Annotated in this window: 17 protein-coding genes and 1 pseudogene; 10 read left to right on the top strand and 8 right to left on the bottom strand. The window is 27.0% G+C overall.

The window, feature by feature from the left end; translation table 11 throughout:
- Positions 1-12: 12 nt before the first annotated feature.
- Complete coding sequence (gene dnaX, locus SLY_RS01785) at positions 13-1,815, bottom strand: DNA polymerase III subunit gamma/tau (RefSeq protein WP_041784313.1); 1,803 nt, start codon at positions 1,813-1,815, stop codon at positions 13-15.
- 278 nt (positions 1,816-2,093) lie between these two features.
- A pseudogene (locus SLY_RS01780) lies at positions 2,094-3,839 on the bottom strand (reverse transcriptase domain-containing protein).
- A gap of 1,277 nt (positions 3,840-5,116) precedes the next feature.
- Here SLY_RS01780 and SLY_RS05400 point away from each other — a divergent pair.
- From SLY_RS05400 to SLY_RS01735, 10 genes are all read left to right on the top strand, one after another.
- Positions 5,117-5,281 (top strand): hypothetical protein, encoded by a 165-nt coding sequence (locus tag SLY_RS05400; RefSeq protein WP_158454210.1) that lies wholly within the window; start codon positions 5,117-5,119, stop codon positions 5,279-5,281.
- A gap of 82 nt (positions 5,282-5,363) precedes the next feature.
- The gene (locus SLY_RS01775) at positions 5,364-5,957 is read left to right on the top strand and encodes a lambda-exonuclease family protein (RefSeq protein WP_012359091.1); all 594 of its coding nucleotides are present in this window, start codon (positions 5,364-5,366) and stop codon (positions 5,955-5,957) included.
- Positions 5,958-6,361: 404 nt separating this feature from the next.
- Positions 6,362-6,535, top strand: a complete 174-nt coding sequence (gene rpsU / locus SLY_RS01770; RefSeq protein WP_012359090.1) for a 30S ribosomal protein S21 — start codon at positions 6,362-6,364, stop codon at positions 6,533-6,535.
- A 112-nt stretch (positions 6,536-6,647) separates the two neighbouring features.
- Positions 6,648-7,082: an rRNA maturation RNase YbeY gene (gene ybeY / locus SLY_RS01765; protein ID WP_015637916.1), complete on the top strand. Its 435-nt coding sequence runs from the start codon at positions 6,648-6,650 to the stop codon at positions 7,080-7,082.
- Between the two features lie 15 nt (positions 7,083-7,097).
- A complete protein-coding gene (gene era / locus SLY_RS01760; RefSeq protein ID WP_015637914.1) occupies positions 7,098-7,976 on the top strand; it encodes a GTPase Era in 879 nt (292 codons plus the stop codon).
- A gap of 317 nt (positions 7,977-8,293) precedes the next feature.
- Positions 8,294-9,652, top strand: a complete 1,359-nt coding sequence (locus SLY_RS01755; protein WP_041784311.1) for a glycine--tRNA ligase — start codon at positions 8,294-8,296, stop codon at positions 9,650-9,652.
- A 4-nt stretch (positions 9,653-9,656) separates the two neighbouring features.
- Positions 9,657-11,405 (top strand): DNA primase, encoded by a 1,749-nt coding sequence (gene dnaG, locus SLY_RS01750; protein WP_015637912.1) that lies wholly within the window; start codon positions 9,657-9,659, stop codon positions 11,403-11,405.
- A 38-nt stretch (positions 11,406-11,443) separates the two neighbouring features.
- Positions 11,444-12,874: a sigma-70 family RNA polymerase sigma factor gene (locus SLY_RS01745; RefSeq protein WP_041784309.1), complete on the top strand. Its 1,431-nt coding sequence runs from the start codon at positions 11,444-11,446 to the stop codon at positions 12,872-12,874.
- A 9-nt stretch (positions 12,875-12,883) separates the two neighbouring features.
- Positions 12,884-13,327 carry a class I SAM-dependent methyltransferase gene (locus SLY_RS01740; protein WP_015637910.1) on the top strand — a complete coding sequence of 148 codons (444 nt, stop codon included), beginning with the start codon at positions 12,884-12,886 and terminating at the stop codon, positions 13,325-13,327.
- A gap of 566 nt (positions 13,328-13,893) precedes the next feature.
- A complete protein-coding gene (locus tag SLY_RS01735) occupies positions 13,894-15,195 on the top strand; it encodes a CNNM domain-containing protein (RefSeq protein WP_041784307.1) in 1,302 nt (433 codons plus the stop codon).
- 14 nt (positions 15,196-15,209) lie between these two features.
- Here SLY_RS01735 and pth read toward each other — a convergent pair whose 3' ends face one another.
- The 6 genes from pth to SLY_RS01705 form a co-directional block, all read right to left on the bottom strand.
- Positions 15,210-15,782: an aminoacyl-tRNA hydrolase gene (gene pth, locus SLY_RS01730; RefSeq protein WP_015637908.1), complete on the bottom strand. Its 573-nt coding sequence runs from the start codon at positions 15,780-15,782 to the stop codon at positions 15,210-15,212.
- Positions 15,783-16,451: 669 nt separating this feature from the next.
- Complete coding sequence (gene rbfA / locus SLY_RS01725) at positions 16,452-16,796, bottom strand: 30S ribosome-binding factor RbfA (RefSeq protein WP_041784305.1); 345 nt, start codon at positions 16,794-16,796, stop codon at positions 16,452-16,454.
- A gap of 2 nt (positions 16,797-16,798) precedes the next feature.
- The gene (gene infB / locus SLY_RS01720; RefSeq protein WP_015637906.1) at positions 16,799-18,670 is read right to left on the bottom strand and encodes a translation initiation factor IF-2; all 1,872 of its coding nucleotides are present in this window, start codon (positions 18,668-18,670) and stop codon (positions 16,799-16,801) included.
- Between the two features lie 49 nt (positions 18,671-18,719).
- Complete coding sequence (locus SLY_RS01715; RefSeq protein ID WP_015637905.1) at positions 18,720-19,010, bottom strand: YlxR family protein; 291 nt, start codon at positions 19,008-19,010, stop codon at positions 18,720-18,722.
- A gap of 7 nt (positions 19,011-19,017) precedes the next feature.
- Positions 19,018-20,091: a transcription termination factor NusA gene (gene nusA / locus SLY_RS01710; RefSeq protein WP_012359078.1), complete on the bottom strand. Its 1,074-nt coding sequence runs from the start codon at positions 20,089-20,091 to the stop codon at positions 19,018-19,020.
- 177 nt (positions 20,092-20,268) lie between these two features.
- The gene (locus SLY_RS01705) at positions 20,269-22,068 is read right to left on the bottom strand and encodes a DUF2779 domain-containing protein (RefSeq protein WP_041784303.1); all 1,800 of its coding nucleotides are present in this window, start codon (positions 22,066-22,068) and stop codon (positions 20,269-20,271) included.
- Positions 22,069-22,849: the final 781 nt, after the last annotated feature.

The following is a 22,849-nucleotide window of genomic DNA, read 5'->3' as shown; positions in this document are numbered from 1 at the left end:
TAACTCCTATAGTCATTCATTTATTACTTCTACTTTATCTTTACCAAACAAATCATAAGCGAATTGAACAATAAAAGATAGTTCTTCCGCCTTTTCTCTAGTTTTATATAAATCTAGATCCCAATTGCAATTTTCCAAAAAATGTTCGATTAAGTCAGGAGAATTATTTTGTAAAAAAGTTACTAAATCTTTATAATCTTTTTCTAAAAAACAAATATAATCTTTAACAAGACAACTTTTATTATTTAAAATTTTTAAAGCTTTATTTTTAATCTTGTTGTTAACGTCTTTTAACATTTGTTTACAGGCGATTTCGTCTTGGTAAACTAAAATCATTTCTTTTTTGTGACTTAAAGCAGCCATACTTCCTTTATATAAGAGTTGAGCGATATTTTTAGAAGAAAAATTATAATTTGTATTTAACTTGTGCCAAGCGTTAGCGATTTTTTGTCTTTGGCTTTCATTTTTATCGGATAAAATATTTAAAGCAATGTCTGCTAAATTTTTTAAAGAAGAAATTTTAAAATAAGAATTAGAAGCAAAATTAGAAGTAGAAGTATTATTTGTTATCGTTTGTTCTTTTTTTGGATAAATTAATGCTTCTTCTTTTTTTTGGATTGACTTGGAAAAATTATTTAAATCAGGTTTTTTTTCGCTAATTACTTTTGTTTTTTCAATTTCAATTTTAGTTGCATTTGGTTTTAAGATTTTTTCAGTCTCTGATATTGATAAATTTTGATGAGAAGGAGAAAAATAACATATTTGTATAAAAGCAATTTCTAATAAATCTTTTTTTTGACTGCTTTTTTTTAAATTTTGTTGTAATTTTAAAAAAATTTGCAAAATAAAATCAATTTGCAACTCAAGCTCGTAATTATTTATATTTTTTTTGCCTAAATTTTCATTTTGCTCTTTTTCATTTTGTTTTAATTGTTCTAAGAAATAATTTTTTAAGGAATTAATTAAATTGGCAACTAATAAATCAAGGTTTTTCCCTGAATCAACCGCTTTGTTTAGTAATTTTAACGCTTGATTGTAGTTTCTTTCGATAAGGCAACAAAATAAATTTTTTAAAAAACTTCCTGATACAACTCCTTTGATTTCTGCAATATCTTCAGAAGTAATTAAATTATTTTGATAAGAACTTATTTGATCTAATAAACTTAAAGCATTGCGCATGCTTCCTTCAGAATAGTTAGCAATATCTTTGATAGCATCATCAGTAATTACAATTTTTTCTAAATTGGTAATTTTTTTTAATTGTAAAATGATATTTTCAAGGCTTAAATTTTCAAAAGAAAAACTTTGCGCACGGGATAAAATAGTTTCAGGAATTTTGTGCATTTGTGTGGTTATTAAAATAAAGACAACATGTTTTGGTGGCTCTTCTAAAATTTTTAATAAAGCGTTAAAAGCATTGGGAGTTAAAACATGAACTTCATCGATAATATAGACTTTATTTTTTCCAATGTGGGGTTTATATTGGGCCTTGTCTTGGATCTCTCTTATTTCATCAACTCCATTATAAGAAGCTCCGTCAAGTTCCACAATATCGTTGTTTGTTTGCAAAGATCCAAGGCATGACGTGCATTTATTGCAAACGTCTCCTGATTGAGGATATATGCAATTAATAACTTTAGCAAATATTTTGGCTAAAGTTGTTTTTCCAGTTCCTTTGTTTCCGCTGAAAAGATAACAGTGGTTAATTTTTTGATATCTAATAGCATTTTTTAAAGTTTGAATAATAAATTTTTGTCCGACAACGTCTTGAAAAGTTTGAGGTCGATATTTTCTATATAAAACAAGATAAGACACTACCAACTCCTTTTAATCACTTATAAAAAAAATAAAAAAATATAATGATCGAAAAATTTTAATTAAAAAAATCTCTTATATTATTATAACACAATATATTTTTTTTGATTGAACAAAAGATAATTGGGGAAACTTATAGGGATAGATTATTTGCGTTTCGATTGTAGGATTTGTTTTTCTACTTTCTATTACAAACAGCCCCCCTCCAAACCGTACGAGCAAGTTTCCAAGCATACGGCTTTCCATCATTTACCCTTTTTACAGGATTAACCTTGCGGTTAACTGTGTATCTTAATCATTCTCTTCTTTTTGTTTTGGTTTATATCGTTTATTTGTTGGTTTGTTCTCTTGCGATGACAATTCCTACATAAAGCGATTGTTTGTTTATTAAGGATGCTTTGCCAGTTGGAGTTTCTCACCGTTTTTGTGTGGTGGATTTCTAGTGGGATGTTTTCTGTTTGGCAAACTTCACATCTCTCCGCCTTTAAGCGTGATGTTAGTGTTGTTCGTCCTTGGTAGAGATAACGGTTGATAATTACATCGGGATTCCCCTTTGTTTTTCTCATCCTTTTTATCTTTTCCCAGTCCAGTTTGTCCCAGCTATCAACTTTGGTTTTATTCTTGAGGTTGTATTGAATCCCCCAAGTTTTGCCGTTCCTTAATTTTCGCCGAACTTTTGCGATAGATGTTTTCCATTTTCTCGCTAGTGTTTTTAAACAACTGTATTCCGCCAAATAGTATAAATGTGTTAATTGTGCTAGGTTGTTTCCTAGACAAAAGTATCGGATAATGCCGAGCGTTATTGATTTGTAGGTTCGTATTATTTCTAGTGCTTCCCTACTTGCTAGTGTTTCGTCGTGTTTTACTTTCCCGTTTTTGGTCCAACCGTATTCTTTCCCGTAGTCTCTTGTTGTGTCTTTTGGGATTTGGATTTGTACTTGCCCGTTCAGTGAGTTTTTTGTTGTTTTCTTTTTGCGGGTTTTGTTGGTTGGGTTTACCTTTACCATATAAGATAGGAACCTTGTGTCCTTAGTAGCTTTTACAATTTTTGATTTGTCGCGGTTTACCACGAGTTTCAAGTCTTGTTCTAGCCATTTGAGTACTTGGGTTTTAATCCTTTCTGATTCGTGGTGTTTTCCTTTTATTCCAATAATAAAATCATCTGCGTAGCGGATGTATTCTATTCTCGGGTTTGGGTTCAGGTTTATTTCACTATCTATTGATAGATTGTGATGTTGTTTTTTTGTGTATGCCTTCCAATATTCGGGATTTGCTTTCATTATCGGTTTGCCGTTTCTTATCAGTTCTTCCATTTTCTTATCGATGTAATGTAAATATATATTTGATAATAAAGGGGATATTATCCCACCTTGCGGTGTTCCTGATAATGATTCGTATTTGATTCCATTTTCCATTATTCCTGCTTTGAGCCATTGGTTGATTGTTTTTAACGTTTTGGCCTTTCTGATGTATTTGTTTAACATCTTATTGAGGATATCGTGGTTGATGGTTTCAAAGTAACCTTTAATGTCGATTTTTATTATATAATCTATCCCTTTGAATCTTTGTTTGACGCGTTTTACGGCATCATGGCATGATTTCTTGCTTCTGAATCCGAAGCTCTATTCTGAGAAGATGTTTTCAAAATAGAGGGTTAAAAGTTGTTCCATTGCTTTCTGGATTATTCTATCTTTTATGGTTGGGATGCCTAGCGGTCTCGTTTTATTTTTATCCTTTGGTATTAATACTTTTTTGACAGGTTGCGGATTGTATTGGTTGTTGACGTATTCTTTGTGGTATTTCTTTATCATTTCTAGCTTTATGCCGTCAATGGTTTTGTTGTCAACGCCCTCTGTACCGCTGCCTTTATTGGTTGCAATGCTATTGAATGCTTTGTATGTGTTTTCTATGTTATTCATTCCGCGTTTCAATACCTTTTTTAGGCTATAGTTGTTTTTTGAATGATTTAAAATCATATCTAAAGTTCTCGAAAGTTTAAATTCATTTGAATTATGTGTAAGCATATTATCACTTACTCCTTTCTTGATTTGTTTAGATATACCATAAATGACTGACTTGTTTTCGCCTTGTTCTTAGTTTTCCTAAGAGCCCTGGGAGGGCAATTATCATTGTTATTCCAAACAATGTTTTAATTCCTCCGACTACTAGAAGTCTCTTTCTCCTTGGGGATGTGGGCTTTTGTTCCCACACTTGAACCTTTAGGATTCTGCAAGTTCCTCACTTTATCTACCTTCATTCCTTAGGAGAAGTAACCATTTATGTTTTCATGTCTTTCCTGACTGTTGGTGAGATTCCAGGTTTCCGTTCGTGATTGATAAACTATCCAACACGCTATCAATATGTTGATAGCGTCTGGACTGCTCGCTTGTAGTAGTTTGCGATGCAGGTTACAAAATTACATCTTCTTTTCTTCTTAGGCTATTTTACAGGCTTTTCCATAGAATGATTTGCTAGCGGTGTCATCTTGACTAACTACTTCGTCTCAACCCGCCTTTATGAACTGCTGTAATCCATCATCTTTTCATTTGATGAACCGTTCATCTGCTTTCAGTGTTTATCGGCACTGGAAATTGGTTAGATTTCACGATAAAGTGGGCTTCTTTGCCGCCCGTAAGTTTTTGTTCTATCTTTTCTTTATTTTCGTCTGAAAATGGAACTTTTTTATGTTATACTAATTTTAGTAAGAATTATTTTTTTCTTGAATAAAATTTTGAATAAAATTTTTGAATAAAATTATTGATAAGTATACGTTTTTTATATTGTGGTGAAACAATTTTTAAGGATCTTTCATCAGAAAAATACCGTTTTTCAACTTAAAGATTTTAATTAGAAATTAAAGAATTATTTATTTTAGGTGTAGTGATGTTATCTATTCCTTTCTGTTTTTTTGAGGCCAACTTTTGTTTATTTTTTAAAATTTAAAGATATTTCGCTAATTTTTTAAATTTATTCGGATTAAAAAAATCTTAATTTTGTTAAAAAACTTATTTATTTTTTGAAGTTTTGCTAAATTCATGAAAAATTTTTCTCCCAACAAATTGATGAAGACAAAATTTTTTTAAGCCAATTTTTTTAATAAAAAGGAATTAATTATTTATGTTAAGTATTAATTTTTTTAATTTTTAAACCAGAACTAGGCCAAAAAGGAAGATGAATGATGGACCATGAGAAAAATAAAATCAAAATTTTGGAACCATTTTTTTAAGTCTTTGTGCTTGCTTATTTCGGGTTCATTGCCTTTGGGGTTAATGTTTTTTTGTTTAAAAAGATTCAGCGATAAATGAAAAAATACAAGCATTTTTATCTTCATTTAAGACGATTAAAAAGATTTGATTTACCAACTGGATCGAATTTCTTAAAGTTATTAATTAGTCTTTTAACTTCTTTATTGCTTTCTTTATTTTTTTATACTTTAATTTTTTTAAGGCAAAATAAAACAATTTAGCACATTTTTCCATTTCAATATCATTTTTAAATATTTTTTACTAAAAATATCCATAGAACAAAATTAAATTTGAAAGATAATTATGAAAAACATTGAATTAGAACAAAATACCTTAGCGTGGCACGAACATCGCCGAAAATATATTAACGCCTCAGAAGTGGCAACCATTATGGGTCTCAACCCCTTTGAAACAAAAGAACAATTACTGAAAAGAAAACTTTTTAATCTTAAAATAGAAGATAATCCCGCTATGCAAAGAGGTCGTCTTTTAGAACCTAAAGCACGCTTGTTTTTTAATCAACAAAACCAATTTAATTTTAATCCCAAAGTTTTTGTTAAAGATTTCATGTCAGCTTCTTTAGATGGTTGGGATGATAAAACCCAAAATTTATTAGAAATTAAATGTCCCTTTTCTTTAAAAAATTTCACTTGGAGAGCTTTTTTCCAAGAAGATAAAGTTCCTCTTTTTTATTATGCTCAAATTCAGGCTCAAATATATTGTTCTGAAGCTTGCAAAGCTTATTTTTTTGTTTACCAAAGTGATGATTGCAACAAAGTTAAAGAAATTCAAGAAGATGATGCCTTTATTAAAGATCTTGTTAATCAATGTCGTTTGTTTTTTCAAATGTTTCAAAAAAGCAAACAACTCCAAGAAAAACTCCAAATTGCAATTTAATCACAATTTAATTTTTGTGGTTTTTTCGGACTGCAATAAAAATAATGATTTTTTCTTTTAAAATATAGTTGACAAAAAAAACAAAAAAAGATATAATATATTTAGTCATCTTTGGTTTTTCATTTTTTCTTAAGTTAAATTATTTTCCTTATCAAAATGATTTTTTAATGATGTTTTAAGCTTTATGAGTTGTTTTATTTTGTTTTTTTATTTTTTATTGCTATATTTTCTTATTTAATTTTTTTTAGTTTTGTTTAAAAAGGGATCAAGTGGGTGGCGTTTTTTAATTTTTTAAATCAAACTATGCATAAGTTTTTATAGTTTTAATGAAAAATTAGGTGATTTGTCTATTTTTGGCTTTTCTGAAAATCATAAATCTAATCATCGAAGGGGGTGAGAAATTAATGTCAAAAATTTTTTTGCGAAAAGGGGAAACTATCGACGAAACCTTACGTAGATTCAAACGTGAAGTTGCTAAAAATGGTGTTTTAGCAGAAGCACGTCGCAAAGAACATTATATTAAACCTAGTGTTCAAAGAAAAAATCTTCAAAAAAGCATGCGCGGCAAAAGACGTTAAAAAAAGCTACTTAAAAAAGTTGCTTTTTTCCTTTTTTTAGTCTTTTTTCTTCTTTAATTATTTCAGAATAAGTGATCGTTTTGCAACCAAATCCAAACAAGGAAATAAGTTGATGAAAATCCAAATCCATAATCACACTTCTTTTAAGATTGATTCTTATCAACAATTATTAATTCAATTATTTAGTCAAATCAAAGAAAACAATCAAATGCATCTTGTGTTTGTTACCAAAGAAAAAATCAAACAACTTAATACTTTTTTTCGAAAAAAAAATTTTGTTACAGATGTTTTATCATTTCCCAATGAATTTTCTTTTAATCCTAATTTAAAAGATGATTCTTTAGGAGATGTTTTTATTTGTTTTGAGCAAGCCCAACTCCAAGCACAAAACTTATTACACAGTTTAGAGAGAGAAATTGCGTTCTTGGCGGTTCATGGCTTTTTACACCTCAAAGGTTATCAACATAATAACGAAGAAGAGTTAGAAAAAATGATTCATTTGCAAGAAAAAATTTTAAAAAAAATTAACTTAGAACGAAAAAAATAATCAAAGAGGTTTTATATGAGTTTTAAATCCGGTTTCATTGCTATTGTCGGCCGTCCTAATGTTGGTAAATCAACTCTTTTAAATGTTTTGACTAACCAAAAAATAGCTATTACTAGTGATAAACCCCAAACCACTCGTCATAAAATCGTTGGTATTTGTCATGAATCAGATGCTCAATATATTTTCGTAGATACTCCAGGAATTAATCAATATAAATATTTATTGAATCAAAAAATGAATCAAATTTCTTTTCGAAGTATTAGTGATGTTGATGTTATTTTGTTTGTAACAGATTCTTTTTATCATCCCCAAGAAAAAAATTTATTAGATTTTATTTTTAAAAAAAAGAAACCACTTTTTTTAGTGATTAATAAAATTGATATTTTAAAAAGTAAAAATAAAATTGATGCCATCATTTTAAGCTATTTAAATCATTACCCTTTTATAAATGTGATTCCACTTTCCGCTGTTGAATCCAAAAACATTCCTAAATTAAAATCCCTTCTTTATCAAAACATGCAAAAAGGAGTCCCTTATTATCCTCAAAATATTATTACTGACCAAAAAAAAGAATTTTTAATGTCAGAAATTGTTAGAGAAAAGATTCTTTATTATGTCCATGAAGAAGTTCCTCATGCAGCCACAGTTGTTATCGAAAAGATTAAACCTTTAAACAAAGATTTACTTGAAATCTGGGTTCTTATTTTAGTCGAAAAAAACTCTCAAAAACAAATTTTGATCGGTGCACAAGGCTCTAAATTAAAAGCAATCGGCTCTCATGCCCGTAAAGATTTAAATGCTTATTTCAACATTAAAAGTTATTTGCATTTATGGGTCAAAGTTGTTCCTAATTGGCGCAATCAAAAACAATTATTGAGTAGTTTTGGCTTTTAAATAATTTTCAAAAATTTATCAACTACAATCAATTAACGAAACAAAAATAAATTTATTTAAACATTTAAGACTGACTTTTAAAAATTAAAAACAATCACAAACAATGATTTTTTACTTTTAACTATTTTTTTGATAATCACTGATTAAAATACAAATTCATGTTTTTTTCTCTTTTTATTCAAAGGAAATTAAAAAAGATTGACTCAAAAAAATTATTTTTTAAATACTTAACAAATTATTTAATCTTTTTTTGTTTAGTTTTTGTGTCTCAATTCGTAAGGATTATGAAATTTAAAAAAATAAAAGGATATTTGGAGATGGAATCTTTTGAAAAAATTATTAATTTAGCTAAACAAACTGGTTTTGTTTTTTCTGGTAGTGAAATTTATGGCGGTCTTGCAAATAGTTGGGATTATGGACCTTTAGGCAGTTTATTAAAAAACAATCTTAAAAAAGCGTGGTTGCAAAAGTTTGTTCAAGAACAAAGCCAAAATATTTTATTAGATGGATCTATTTTACTTAATTCTTCTGTTTGGCGTTCATCCGGTCATCTAGATTCTTTTTCTGATCCACTTACAGAAAATAAAGATAACAATAAAAGATTTCGAGCTGATAAATTGATTGAAGAACACCAACCAGGCCTAGACATTAGTTGTTGGACTTATGAACAAATGCATCAATATTTAGTTGAAAATAAAGTTTTGGGGACAAGCAATTGGACACCCATCCAACCATTTAATATGCTTTTTCAAACTCATCAAGGAGTTGTTTTGGAAAAATCCAAACCCCTTTATTTAAGACCTGAAACAGCCCAAGGTATTTTTATCCAATTTAAAAATATTTTAAAGACAACTCGCAAAAAAATTCCTTTTGGCGTTTGTCAAGTTGGCAAAGTTTTTCGCAATGAAATCACTCCCGGTAATTTCATTTTTCGTAGTTGTGAATTTGAACAAATGGAATTAGAGTTTTTTTGCGAACCGAACACGCAAAATGAATGGTTTGAATATTGGAAAAATTTTATGTATCAATTTTTAATTACTTTAGGGATGAAAAAAGAAAATTTATCTTTCAAGAATCATCAAAAAGAAGAGTTAAGTCATTATTCTGAAAAAACCACTGATATTTTATTTAAATTTCCTTGGGGCATGGATGAACTTTGGGGAATCGCTTCAAGAACTGATTTTGATTTAAAAAACCACCAAAATCATTCAAAAAAAGACCTTACTTATTTTGATCCAAATACCCAAAAAAGATATTTTCCTTATGTTATTGAACCTTCTTTGGGAGTTGAAAGGTTGTTTTTAGCTCTTTTAATCAATAATTATCATGAAGATTCAGTTAACCAAACGCCCAGACAAGTTTTAACTTTTCACCCTTTTTTGGCACCTTATAAAGTGGCAGTTTTGCCTTTAATTAAAAAAGAACATGCTTCTAAGGCCAAAGAAATCGAAAATTATTTGATGAAATATTTAGATGTTTGTTATGATGATACTCAAAGTATTGGAAAAAGGTATCGCAGACAAGATATGATAGGTACCCCTTTTTGTTTAACAGTTGATCATGAAACTCTGGAAAAAAATACAGTCACTTTAAGAAATCGCGACACTTTAAAACAAGAAACAATGACTTTAGAAGAAGTTAAAAATTATGTTTTATCGCAGGTGACATTAAAATAAAGTTATGCAAAAACAATTAATTCAAGAAATTAATGAAAAAACATCCATTGTTGAATTAGCTCAAGAGTTTGTTCAACTAAAAAAATCTGGAAAGAATTATATGGGGTTATGCCCTTTTCACGATGAAAAAACCCCTTCTTTTTCGGTTTCTCCTGAAAAAAATATTGCAGTTTGCATGTCTTGCAAAAAAGGCGGCAACCCTGTTTTTTTTTATCAAAATATTAAAAATATTTCCTTTCGTGAAGCAGTAGCTCAATTAGGAGCTCGCTTAGGAATCACTTCTCTATCTTTTGATTCTAAGAAAGATAAACACGCTCATTTATATGAAATTATGAAAGAAGCGACTGAGTTTTTCCAAATTCAGTTAAAACATAATGAAAAAGCTTTGCAATATCTTAAAACAAGGGGATTAGATGAAAAAATAATTACCCATTTTAAATTAGGATATGCTCCCAATTGGTCTTATTTATCGCGTTATTTAACTGAAGAAACAAAATTTGAATATTGCGATTTAAAAGCGTTAAGTTTAGTTAATCAAAATGAACAAACTGGAAAATTTTATGATTTTTTTCAAAATAGATTAATTTTTCCAATTACTAATCCTAACGGTCAAATAATTGCTTTTTCTAGTCGTAGTTTAACCGATCAAATTCCTAAATATTTAAATAGTCCAGAAACAGTTCTTTTTAAGAAAGGTGAAGTTTTATATCAATATTTTGAAAATCAAGCCGAAATAAGAAAAAAAGAAACAATTATTTTGCATGAAGGTTTTTTTGATGTTATATCATCTTTTAAAGTTGGAGTGAAAAATGTTGTTGCCACAATGGGAACTAATTTAACTCAAAATCATTTGAAGCTTTTAAGCAAGTTAGCACAAAAAATAATTATTGCTTATGATGGGGATGCATCAGGAAAAAAATCTGCTTTATCAATTGGAAACACTTTACAACAAAAGAATTTTGATGTTAAAATCCTTGATTTCCCTAATAATTTAGATCCTGATGAATACATTAAAACTGAGGGAGCGGAAAAATATCATCAATTATTAACTAATCATTTAACAGATTTTTTAACTTTACAAATTGATTTAATTTGCAAAAAAATTAGTTGGAATAATAGAAAAAAAATTGAAAAAGAATTAAAAATGTTATTTCAAAACCAAGATTTAGCTACTAAAACGGTTTATCAATCCTATCTTGCTCAAAAATACCAATTATTTATTGATTTCAACGTTCAACAACAAGAACTAATAATTCCAACCTTAATTTCTTCCCAAAATACCATCAATTATAAAAAATTTGATAAAGAAATTCATATTTTAATAGAATTTATTAATAATAGGTCTTTTTTTGAAAAAAATTATCAAATAAATAATGATGCATTAGTTTATTCAGATGTTAACGTTTCTTATTTCATTGAAGAAATTAAAACTTATTATCAAAATAATTTACTTAAAAATTCCATCCCTTGGAATCATTTAGAAAAAAATGACAATGAATCCCTCCATCCATTAATAGAAGAAATCAAAAACCATCATTTTTTTCAAGCCAAAATTTCTTTAGATCAAAATACCTTTGAAAAATATATTCAAGATTTCAAAAATGCCAAAACCATCCAAGAATTAAAAGAGGAAATCAACAAATTAAGAATTAACATAAAAATGCATGAAGACTTAAAAGAAAAAACTCAATATTTATATCAATTAAGTGATTTGCAGAAAAAACTAAAAAAACTTTTAGAAAAAATAAACTAATTTTGAGAGAAAAAATAAAAAATAAAGGTAGGTTAAAAATGGATTTTAAGGAAGCTATTAGAATTTTAAATAATAAAATAGGCCAAAACAAAGAAATAACTTTTCAAACTATTCGCTCTTGCTTTGAGGAGCAAAATTCAGATCTTTTTTATCAACAAATTGAAAATGAATTAAAAAAGCAAGGAGTTAAAGTTGTTTCTTCTTCTAACCAAAATTTTTTATATCAAAATGAATGTCAACCTACTGCAGATACTTTTTTAAAAGATGATTTTGAAGGTGCGCAAGAATTAGAAGAAATTAGCAATCCAAATTTTTCCTCAAATGAAAATGAATACCCAATCGATGAAAAAAATTTGTTAGCTGCTGACTTTCAAGAAACAGAAATTCCTGAACCATCAAATCTTTCTAATGATTTTATCGCAAATGACTCTAAATTAGATGAAGACCTAGATTTAGATTTCGATCCGGATTTAGAAATAGATCCTGAGGATGATAAATTTTCTAAAGAAAATATCACCAAAATTAATTCTGATATTAAAATAGATGACTCTGTGAGAATGTATTTAAAGGAAATCGGTCGTATTCCTTTGCTTTCCAAAGAAGAAGAACAGAAAAAAACCTTTGCAGTTTTTTTAGGAAAAGAAGCGAAAAAAAAATTAACTAAATTCCGCAATCAAGAAATTGATTTATCAGATCAAGAAGTTAAACAATTAGAATCTCAAATTATTCAAGCTAATCAAGCCAAAGATGTTTTAGTAGAATCAAATTATCGTTTGGTAGTTTCGATTGCTAAACGTTATATTGGTCGTGGAGTTTTATTTCTAGATTTGATTCAAGAAGGAAATATGGGATTAATGCGTGCTGTTGACAAATTTGATTATCAAAAAGGGTTGAGACTTTCAACTTATGCCACTTATTGGGTTATCCAAGGTGTCACAAGAGCAATCGCTGATCAAGCAAGAACCATTAGAATACCTGTTCATATTGTTGAAACTATTAATAAAATGTCTCTTTGTACGAGAAAATTAACCCAAGAATTAAAGAAAAAACCTACAATCGAAGAGTTAGCTGAAAAAATGAATATACCTGCTGACAAATTAAGAAGCATTCAATATATTGAAAAAAAACCGATTTCCTTAGAAGTTCCACCAGCTGAAAATAAAGAAGATGAAACCTCTTTGGGTGATTTCATTTCAGACCCTAATGTTTTATCGCCTCATGAATATATGATGAAAGAAGTGACTCAAAAACTTTTAGATGAAGTTTTAGAAAACACTTTAACTGAACGCGAAGAAAAAGTTTTAAAAATGCGTTACGGTTTTCTTGATGGAAAAGTTTATACTTTAGAAGAAATTGGCAATTTGTTCGGTGTTACTAGAGAAAGAATTCGCCAAATTGAATCCAAAGCCTTAAGACGTTTAAGAACCCCAGCTAAACAAAGTAAATTAAAAAGTTTATATCAAAACTAAAAAGAAAAAATGAAACGCATTAACTTTATCGCTTCTTTAACTAAAAATTATAATACCGTCTTAGATATAGGAACTGACCATGGATTGGTTTTAAAAAAAGCTTTTCACGAAGGTTATATCAAAAAAGCAATTGCTTCTGATTTAAGGATAAAACCTTTATTACAATCTCAAAAAACACTTCAAAATTATCCTGTTACTTTTTGTTTGAGCGACGGTTTTCAAAAGATTAATCAAGATTTTGATTTAGCTTTGATTTGTGGAATGGGGACTTATACTATTATCAAAATAATGGAACAAGCCCCTGATAAAAGCAAACATTTTTTATTAGGAACCCAAAGCAAATATCAGCTTTTAAAGCAATGGCTAGAACAAAATAATTATCTTATTTTAGAAGAACATCATTTATTTGATAAATTTCTATATTCCTTTTTAAAGGTAACCGGAAAAAGGTAAACTGTTGTGTTTTTTTGAGATACCTTTTGTTTTTAAATCATCCTTAAGGTTTAATTTTATAGACCTTCAAATTAAAAAATAATTTTAACTGATCAAAAAAAACTCCTAATGTTTTTTTAACAGTTCAATTTATCTTGCATTTAGAAAAACTAGATAAGTTTTTTTTAATTAAGGTTTTTTTAATCTAAATAAATTTTTTTAAATTATTAAAATATTTTTTTAAGCTTTAAAGGAAAAATAAAATAAAAGTTGTCTAAAAAACACAAATTATGTAATGATTTAATAAAAGAAAAAAAATTTTATTAAATTAAAAAGTGAAATAAAAAAATCTCCCAAAATAAAAAACGATTTTTTTAAAACCAAAAAACAATAATTTTTTTATCAGAAATTGACATTTTTTTATATTTATGATAAAATTAAATTAGTTAATTATTAAAATTTAATTGTAAAAAGAGGTGTTAATTTAAAAAATATGGACGTTAGTGATAGTACAAGGATATTCAAGATAGAAAACAAAATATATAATCTAAAAGGCAATCACATGCAGCAAAAGGTTGTTTTTTAAGATGGAGTATTCAATATTGTTATTTATTTTTTTGATTTTATTGAACGCTTTTTTTGCTGCTAGCGAGATATCTTTTATTTCTACTCCCGAAAGTAAAATAGAATTAGATATCAAAAGAGGTTATAAAAAAGCTTCAAGAGTTAAAAAAATTAAAGAAAAGCCAACTACTTTTTTATCTGTTATTCAAATTATGATTCATATCATCACTTTTTTTCAGGGACATATTGTAACATCTAGGTTCTTATCTGGCAATAGCGATTTTAAATATCAAATATCAATAGAGGCGTTAATCATTGCTGCTTCTATTATCTTCGGTGAATTAATCCCTAAAAGATTAGCGATGTGCTCACCTTCTAAAACTGCTTATTTTTTTGCTACTCCGATTTTATTCATGGCCGTTCTTATTAAACCTTTGGTTTGGGCTTTGACTAAAATAAGTGATTTTTTTTTGATGATATTTGGAGTCAATATAAGTAAAAATAGCGTTTCGGTTTCAGAAGATGAACTCCGTTTAATGCTAAACTCATCTTATCGCAAAGGGATAATCGATAAAAATGAAAATAATATGATTCAAAATATTTTTGATTTCGATCACACGTCTATTTCTGAAGTTATGCGACACCGCACTCAAGTGGTTGCTATTAATGATGACATTACTAAAGAAGAAATAATAGATTTTATTAGAAATCAAAAATACACTCGTTTCCCTGTTTATAAAACTAACATTGATAATATTATAGGGGTTGTTCATGTTAAAGATATTTTTAAATGTTTAATGTTTAATCCTTCCAATGAACCCTTTGATATTAAAAATTTAATTAGAGAAACTTATTTTGTTCCCGATTCTAAAAATACTAGTGAGCTTTTTCGCGAAATGCAATCTAGTAAAAATCATATAGCAGTAGTTATTGATGAACACGGAGGAACTGCAGGTATTATTACCTTTGAAGACTTAATCGAAGAAATATTGGGCGAAATTTTTGATGAATATGACAAAGATGAAGAAATAATGATTAAAGAAATATCTCAAGGGGAATATATTGCCAACGGTTTTTCTAACTTAGAAGAAATTGAAGAAATCATTAAAATTGAATTTGATGATGGGGATTGTGATTACGATACTTTGAATGGTTTTTTAATTGGAAAACTCGGCAGATTACCTCAAAAAGATGAAAAAATTAAAATTAATTATAAAGGATATCAATTTGAAGTTTTGCAACTCAAAGATAAAGTTATTTCTAAAATTAAAATTCGCAAAAATATCTTATCCATCGCTACAAATGAATTAAAAGCAAGTAATTAAATTACTTGCTTTTTTTATTTTATTACGTTATATTGATTCATCAAATTATTAAAACTTATTCCTTGGATAAATTTGCTCATAATTTCATGTATCTTGTCAATATTTTGCAATATTTGCTTTTTTTGGTGCAAATTAAAAGGGGTTAAAAGGTATTGATTTAAAGGGATGTTTGAATCATAACCGACCCCAATTTTTAATCTTTTAAATTTATTAGTATTGCAACATTCAATAATATTTCTTAAACCATTATGTCCTGCGTGGCCACCTTGAGGTCTTAATTTAATTTTTCCTTCTGGTAAATAAATATCATCTAGAATAACTAAAATATCTTCTATTTTAATCTGATATGCATCTAAAATTTTTTTAACTACTTTGCCAGATGAATTCATATACATTTGTGGTTTAACTAAAAAAGATATACAGTTATTTAACTGAATTTGATAAAGATGGCCTTGATATGAATTCGGAATCATTTGATGTTTATTATTTTTTAAAAAAGATTCTAAAGCTAAAAAACCTACATTATGATATGTATTTTGAAATTCTTTTCCTGGATTTCCTAAACCAATGATAATTTTTTTCATCATTTTTTCCCTTTTTTTATGTTCTCATTTATTAGATAAAAAATAGTTATCCAAATTTTTTAAATTTAATAAAAAAATAAAACTTGTTGCAACTTTAAATATTTTTTGAAGTATTATATATTCTTTTTTTCGCTTTCTTATGATGTTTCTTGGATTGTTTTTTCATTTTCATTTTTTCATATAAATAACAATTAAAAATAAACTAAAAAAATATTTTAAAAAAATTACTTAAAAATTAATTAATTATATGTATTATAAAAATTATAATTGAAAAAAAGAAAGAGCTTTTTAAAGCCCTTTTTTATATAAAAAATTATTTTTTTAAATCAATTTAAATAATCACTAGAAAAAATAAGTGGCAATGGTAATTTGTAATTTTTAAATTATGATTCATAAAAAAATGTTTTATGAAATATTATAAAAAACTTGGTAATTATAATAATTTAATATTCTTATTTTTTCGCGTTTAAAAATAAAAAAACAAAAAAATTAACTAATCGCAATTAAATTGAATAATTATAAAAATTAAAAAAATAACTCCCCAAAAATATAAAAGTAACAAATTAACAAAAAATAAAAGAATTTAAAAAAAGAAAAAATCATAAATAATAAATTATCATTTGTTAAAAAAATTAATGCAGGAGTTTGAAAAAATTAAAAATTTTTAAAAAATTACTTCTTGATATCTTTTAAAATATTTTCTATATGACGTCCATAAGATAAAGATTTATCATATTTAAAAACTAAATCAGGTATTTTTCTAAAATTTTTAATTTTTTTAGCTAATTCCATCCTAATAACAACTTTATTTTCTTCAATTGCGTTAGAAGCTAATTTTAAAATATCAGGAGAATCGCTTAAAATAGTGTAATAAACATTAGCAAAAGATAAATCTTTTGTTACTTGAACATCTGTTAAATTAATATAACCTATTTGTTCGTCTTGAATAATTGTATTAATTAAAACTAACTCTTTTTTAATAGCGCTTGCCATTCTTTCAGCTGTTGTTGCAGTCATTTTCAATTCTCCATTTTGTCTAATTTAGATGTTTCTATTATATCATTAATTATAAAATCATTAAAATTATCAAGCAAAATACCACATTCATAACCTTGTTTAGAAGATTTAATGTTTTCTTTTAAACGTTTTAAGGAGTTAATTTTGCCTTTAAAGATAACTTCGCCATCTCGGATTACTTTAGCAAAATCATTATTGTTAACAATTCCTTGAGTGACATAACAACCAGCAATATTGCCAATCTTACTAATATGAAAGATTTTTCTTATTTCTGCTTGTCCGGTAAAAACTTCTTCAAAAACAGGTTTAACCATTTGTTTTAATCTTTTTTCAATATCTTCAATAATACGATAAATAATATTATGAACAACGATTTGAATTTTTTGCTTTTGAGCTAATTTTAAAATAGAAGATGAAGGTTTAACGTTAAAACCGATTAAAAGGGATTGCGAGGATTCAGCTAAAATAACATCTTTTTCAGTAACAGTTCCAACGGAAGTGCGTAAAAGATTAACTTTCAAGTCAGAAACATTAATTTTTTCAATCATCCCGCAAATAGCTTCTAAACTGCCTTGAGTATCTGTTTTTAAAATAATGTTAAGTTCTTTAGGTTTTTCTTCTTCAAGGTTTTGTAAAATATTTTCTAAGTCTAGCGATGGTAAAGCTTTAGATAAGTTTTCTTGTTGCTCGGATTTTGCTTCTAAAATAATTTTTCGAGCTTCTTTTTCGTTAGCAACAACGTAGAAAAGGTCGCCTGCTTTAGGAACGTCTTTTAGCCCTGCAACTCTGACGGGTTGAGAAGGCAAAACTTTTTTTAATGGCTTTTTGTTTTCATCTTCCATAAAACGAATTTTGCCATAAGTATGACCCACAACTACCACATCGCTTATTTTTAAATTGCCGTAATTAACCATAAAAGTGGCAACAGGTCCTAAAGACTTATCTAGACTAGCCTCAAGAACTGCTCCTTGGCCTTTTTTTTGCAAATCTGCTTTTAGATCTTGAATTTCACTTAAAAGCAAAATGGTTTCTAATAATTTATCAAGTCCTTCTTTTTTGAGGGCTGAAATAGGTATATAAGGGGTTTGCCCGCCCCATTCTTCAGGCAATAAATCAAAACTAGACAACTCTGTCATAATTTGCTTACTATTATTATTGGGTTTATCTGATTTATTGAGAGCAACAATAATAGGTATTTGGGCTTTTTTGGCGTGTTTCAAAGCTTCAATCGTTTGAGGTTTTACACAATCATCAACGGCAACAACTAAAATACAAATATTTGTTATTTGAGCTCCTCTAGCTCTCATTTTACCAAAAGCTTCATGACCTGGGGTATCAATGAAAGTTATTTTATTATTTTGATAATCCACCTGATATGCGCCAATGTGTTGAGTGATTCCTCCAAATTCTTGATCAACAACGCGAGTTTTGCGAATTGCATCTAATAAAGTGGTTTTTCCATGATCAACATGGCCCATAATTACTACGATTGGAGGTATTTTTTCTAAATTGGTTTTTGTTTCTTTTGTTCTAGATTCTTTTTTAACTACAGGATTTTTTTCTTTATGTTCTTGATTTTTTGATACATTATTTTCTTCGGGTTTTTCTAAAAATTCTACGTTACAAGTATTGGCCAAAATTTTAATTGTTTCTTTATTTAAAGTTTGATTAACGTCTGTTTTAATTCCTAATTGCAATAATTTTTGAATTAAAGAAGCACTAGAAACGTCAAAAGCTTGAGCTATTTGAAAAACTTTATCTTGAGGGTTGAAAAAATAAGTCTTATGAACCATTTTTTTGGAATTTTTTTGAGGATCTAATTGTTCTTTATTTTTATCAACTTCCAGTTTATTTTTATTTTTATCAGGGGTCATTTAATCCCTCCTTTTTTATTTACATGAAAAATATTAATTATTTAATTATTTAATTATTTAAATTATCAGCTTCTTTTTTTAAGTTATTTTTTGATAAAACAAATTTTAAAAGAGATTGATAAATTTCTAAGGGAACAAAAGTTTTTAGCTTTTTATCTAAAAGTTTCTTTTTTTGAACCAATTTAACATATTCTAATTTGAGACTTAAATAAACTCCTCTTCCTTGAAGTTTTCGATCATAATCAATTGCTACTTGACCTAATTTATTCACGTTAATTCTAATCATTTGAAGAGGTTTTTTACTTTTCTTAGTTACTATACAAGTTCTTAAAATATTCATTTCTTAATTATATTATTCCTTCTTTTTTAGCGTGGGATAAGGTTTTGATATCAATGTTCCATTTGGTAACTTCAGCAGCTAATTTGACATTTTTACCCAATTTTCCGATAGCTAAAGAAAATTGATCATCAGGGATAATTGCCAAAGCATGCTTATTTCTGTCATTTTTAATAATAACATCAATGCATTGAGCAGGCCTTAAAGCGTTACTAATCAATTCTTTTTCGTCTTCGCTCCAACGAAACAAATCAATTTTTTCACCTTTTAAAATTTTAATAATATTCCTAATGCGATCACTGTTTTCTCCAATGCAAGAACCAATGGGATCAACTTGGGGGTCATAAGAAACTAATCCAATTTTTGTTCGTTCGCCTGAAATACGTGCAATTGTCATAATTTTTACAATCCCTTCTTGTATTTCAGGAATATTTTCTTCAAAAACTTTAACTACAAGTCCTACATGATTATGACTCACAAAAATTTTAGGCCATTTACTCGTTTTTCTGACTTCTAACAAAAAAACTTGAATTCTTTCACCAATATGTGGCAAATTATTACCAGAAGTTTCTTTTTTCAGCAATAAAGTAGCAATTTCTTTTTCTAACTCTAAATTATAAAATTTTTCGTTTTCAGAAATAACTTTAGCACTAATTAACTTACCTTCCTGTTGTTTAAAAAATTGATAAACACTTTCTCTTTTTCTTTTGGTTAATTCTTCATTAAACTGGTTTTTAAATTCTTTAATGGCGTATAAATTAAAATCTTTAGGATTGACTTTTATTTCAAGGACTTGGCCCACTTTTGCATGTAGTTTAATTTTTTGCGCTTCTTCTAAACTAATAGGAGTCCATTCTTTTAAATTAATAGTATTTGCATTAGTTTCATCAACAACTATAAATTGTTTATATAAAAGAACTTCGTTTTTGTTTTCTTTTAAATGAACACGACAACTTTTAACTCGGTTATTTTTTTTACAACCAGCAATTAAACCTTTAGTAAAGGCCTCAACAACTTCTTCTTTGGGTAAATCCCTTTCTTGTGATATCTTATCTAAAAATTTAAAAAATCCCTTACTAATCAAAACAAGTTTCTCCTTTTGTGATTTTTAAAATAAAACCAAATTCTATAAAAATTAAAAAATAGAAACTAAAAAACGTTATTCCTATATTTTTATTCCTCAAAAATAAAGCAATCTATAATATTATTATATCACGCAAAAGAAAAAAAGTATATTTTTTTAACACTTTTGTAATATCTTTTAATTAATATCTTCAAAAGTAAGGTGAGGGAAGTTATGATTTTTATTTTTAGCTTGCAAATTTTTTAAAATTTCTACCATAACCCAAGTATCTTGCATACAATATTTTTCTAAGGCTTGATATTTTAATTGGAATTCGCTTGGTTTCATAAAAGGAAATTGAAGATAAGTTATAAATGCCTCAACGCCGTTTTGAATCATTAAATTATCGTAAGTAAGGTTAGAAAATAAAGGAGCGATTTTTTTAATAGAAAAAGATCCTTGCATTTTTTCATGATAAAAGTTAATTCCTTGAGCTTGGTTTTTATCAAGCCCCAAACTTTGGTAAAACTCCTTGCTACCTTTTAAAAGATCTTTGAGATCAAATATTCTTGAAATTAAATTATTTATTTGTGTTTTGTATTCAGGAAAAAATAAAGCTAATTCCTTTAAACGACTTATTTCAAAAGTTTTGTGATAAACAATAATAGAACCACCATCATCTTTAATGGCATTGAGTAAATGGATGAGCATTTTTTTTCTATTATCTTGATGGTTGGAGGCTAGAAAAGAAATGTGGTCCTTTTCTGGATGGCATAAACCGGGTATTTTTTCAATATGTAAAGAAAATTGAAAAAGAGATTGACTATAAGGATTTTCACCTAAAAACCTCGGAAAAGGACAAGGAAAAGATTCAAAATCTAAATAATAAAGAGGATATTTTAATTGTTGCAAACCTAAATTGATTTTTTCAAATTGATAATAAGGAAGCTTAGTTTCGATAGTTTTATATTGAATTCGATTGTTAAACCGATGGAGCCATTCAAACGGCAAACTAAGAGCTTGGTAATATTTTTTTTCTACCAAATCTTTTGTTTTTTGTCCTGAAAAACCTAAATGATTATAAAAATAATTAAAAATACTATTTTTATTGGGGATTGATTCTAAAAAAGTAAATATTTTTTGAGGTAAAAAATGGTCTTGGGAAATATTTTTTTTCATTGCTAAATGGTTTATCAAAAGGTTTTTGTCTTGCTGTAATTTTTCTTGCCCTTGACGAGTTATTTCTGTTAAATCAATTAAAGTAATTAAATTAGGGTCCATAAAAACATCTTCAATATTATTTAAAACATAATCAGCATTCAAAACCACTAAATAATATTTTCTCGGTTTCTGCTTTTGTTTTTCATTCAGGCTATTTTCAATCACTAATCTTTGATAAGTTAAGTCATATATGTATTTTCCAATGGGATCTAAAGGATCGATGAGTTTTTGGATTTTTTCTTGGTAAATTTGGGCCAAATCATTAAAAAGGAACATATTAGAGTTTTCTTTTTTAAAAATAAAAGTTGATTCTTTTGGTTTATGCCTAAATTTTAATTGTAAAAATTTGCGGCTCGTGGTTGCTTTAGTTTCAAAAATACGAATGTTTTTTTCATCTTCTTGATAACCATCTAAAAAACAATAAAATTGTTGGTTTGCTTCAGTCATTTGGAATTTTTTTTGTTTGTAAGTATCTAAAGAATAAACAACATCACCTGAAAAATGTTTTTGTAAATATCTTCCTGCAATTATTTCTAATTTGCGATAGTAAGGATTCATTGCCTCTAAATGTTTTTGATCTAAATTAGAAATTGATTCATTATCTAATTCTGTTTGTAAAAAACTGATCTTTTTATTATAAGTTTCTTCATCCATCAATTCGCGCAATTCATGACCAAATTCATTTAAAAATTGTTTTTTATTTTGATATAAATAGTTATAATTAACATATTTTAATACTTTGAGAAACTTAATAAAACGAGTTTTAGAAATATTCATATGATATCCTTGCTTTTCAAAAACATTTTTAGTTTTTAGCAATTTTTAATTATTAAAACAAAAATAGGTGTCAATCATTTTATGTTTTTGATTTGTTATTTGGATTTGTAATGATTTTTTTAAAATTTAAGGTTAATTATTGTAAAAAAATTTATTCATTTTACAAATCTTTTTATTTTTTAAAAAAAGCGATAATAAAGAAATTAAAGATAAGAAAATTGTAATTAAAAAAATTATTTTCAAGTTTATTTCATTAGGTTCTAAAAATTTATATGGAGATTTATTAAATATCAAAATAACCATTCCATATAAAAAACAATGAATTAAAGAAATATAAAAATGTTTTAATTTTAAAGTGGTTTTGTCTAAAAAAAAGTAGTAATAAATAAAAATTAGAGGCAAAAAAATATGTTCTAAATTAGCAACTAAAATTGCAAAAAAATTTCTTTGATAATAAAGTTTCGGATTTTCTATTTTGAAATTATAACTTAAAAGTAATAAACAATCTATTAAAATAATAAAACTTAAATATTTTTGTATCTTATTGTTTATATTAAAGAATAAAAACAAAAAATAAATATTGATTAACAAAACAGTTTGACGAGCAAATAAATATAATGAAATAAAAGGTTTATGAAATCCTTTAATTAAACCTAAAATTAAAATTATTGAATTAATTATTAAAAATATTTTTTTGATTTTTATGTTCATCAGTTTATCTTCCTTTTTAAAGGTGGTGGTATTAAACTTAATGTTTCGGTTATATAATGTTTATATTTTC

This window comes from Strawberry lethal yellows phytoplasma (CPA) str. NZSb11, assembly GCF_000397185.1.
GTDB classification, from domain to species: domain Bacteria; phylum Bacillota_I; class Bacilli_A; order Acholeplasmatales; family Acholeplasmataceae; genus Phytoplasma; species Phytoplasma australiense.
This window is presented reverse-complemented; position numbering and strand designations above follow the sequence as displayed.

Excerpts from the sequence above, each read along its gene's own strand:
- SLY_RS05400 (WP_158454210.1), top strand. The coding sequence starts at position 5,117 with ATGAAAAAATACAAGCATTTTTATCTTCATTTAAGACGATTAAAAAGA.
- SLY_RS01775 (WP_012359091.1), top strand. The coding sequence starts at position 5,364 with ATGAAAAACATTGAATTAGAACAAAATACCTTAGCGTGGCACGAACAT.
- rpsU (WP_012359090.1), top strand. The coding sequence starts at position 6,362 with ATGTCAAAAATTTTTTTGCGAAAAGGGGAAACTATCGACGAAACCTTA.
- ybeY (WP_015637916.1), top strand. The coding sequence starts at position 6,648 with ATGAAAATCCAAATCCATAATCACACTTCTTTTAAGATTGATTCTTAT.
- era (WP_015637914.1), top strand. The coding sequence starts at position 7,098 with ATGAGTTTTAAATCCGGTTTCATTGCTATTGTCGGCCGTCCTAATGTT.
- SLY_RS01755 (WP_041784311.1), top strand. The coding sequence starts at position 8,294 with ATGGAATCTTTTGAAAAAATTATTAATTTAGCTAAACAAACTGGTTTT.
- dnaG (WP_015637912.1), top strand. The coding sequence starts at position 9,657 with ATGCAAAAACAATTAATTCAAGAAATTAATGAAAAAACATCCATTGTT.
- SLY_RS01745 (WP_041784309.1), top strand. The coding sequence starts at position 11,444 with ATGGATTTTAAGGAAGCTATTAGAATTTTAAATAATAAAATAGGCCAA.
- SLY_RS01740 (WP_015637910.1), top strand. The coding sequence starts at position 12,884 with ATGAAACGCATTAACTTTATCGCTTCTTTAACTAAAAATTATAATACC.
- SLY_RS01735 (WP_041784307.1), top strand. The coding sequence starts at position 13,894 with ATGGAGTATTCAATATTGTTATTTATTTTTTTGATTTTATTGAACGCT.
- pth (WP_015637908.1), bottom strand. The coding sequence starts at position 15,782 with ATGATGAAAAAAATTATCATTGGTTTAGGAAATCCAGGAAAAGAATTT.
- rbfA (WP_041784305.1), bottom strand. The coding sequence starts at position 16,796 with ATGACTGCAACAACAGCTGAAAGAATGGCAAGCGCTATTAAAAAAGAG.
- infB (WP_015637906.1), bottom strand. The coding sequence starts at position 18,670 with ATGACCCCTGATAAAAATAAAAATAAACTGGAAGTTGATAAAAATAAA.
- SLY_RS01715 (WP_015637905.1), bottom strand. The coding sequence starts at position 19,010 with ATGAATATTTTAAGAACTTGTATAGTAACTAAGAAAAGTAAAAAACCT.
- SLY_RS01705 (WP_041784303.1), bottom strand. The coding sequence starts at position 22,068 with ATGAATATTTCTAAAACTCGTTTTATTAAGTTTCTCAAAGTATTAAAA.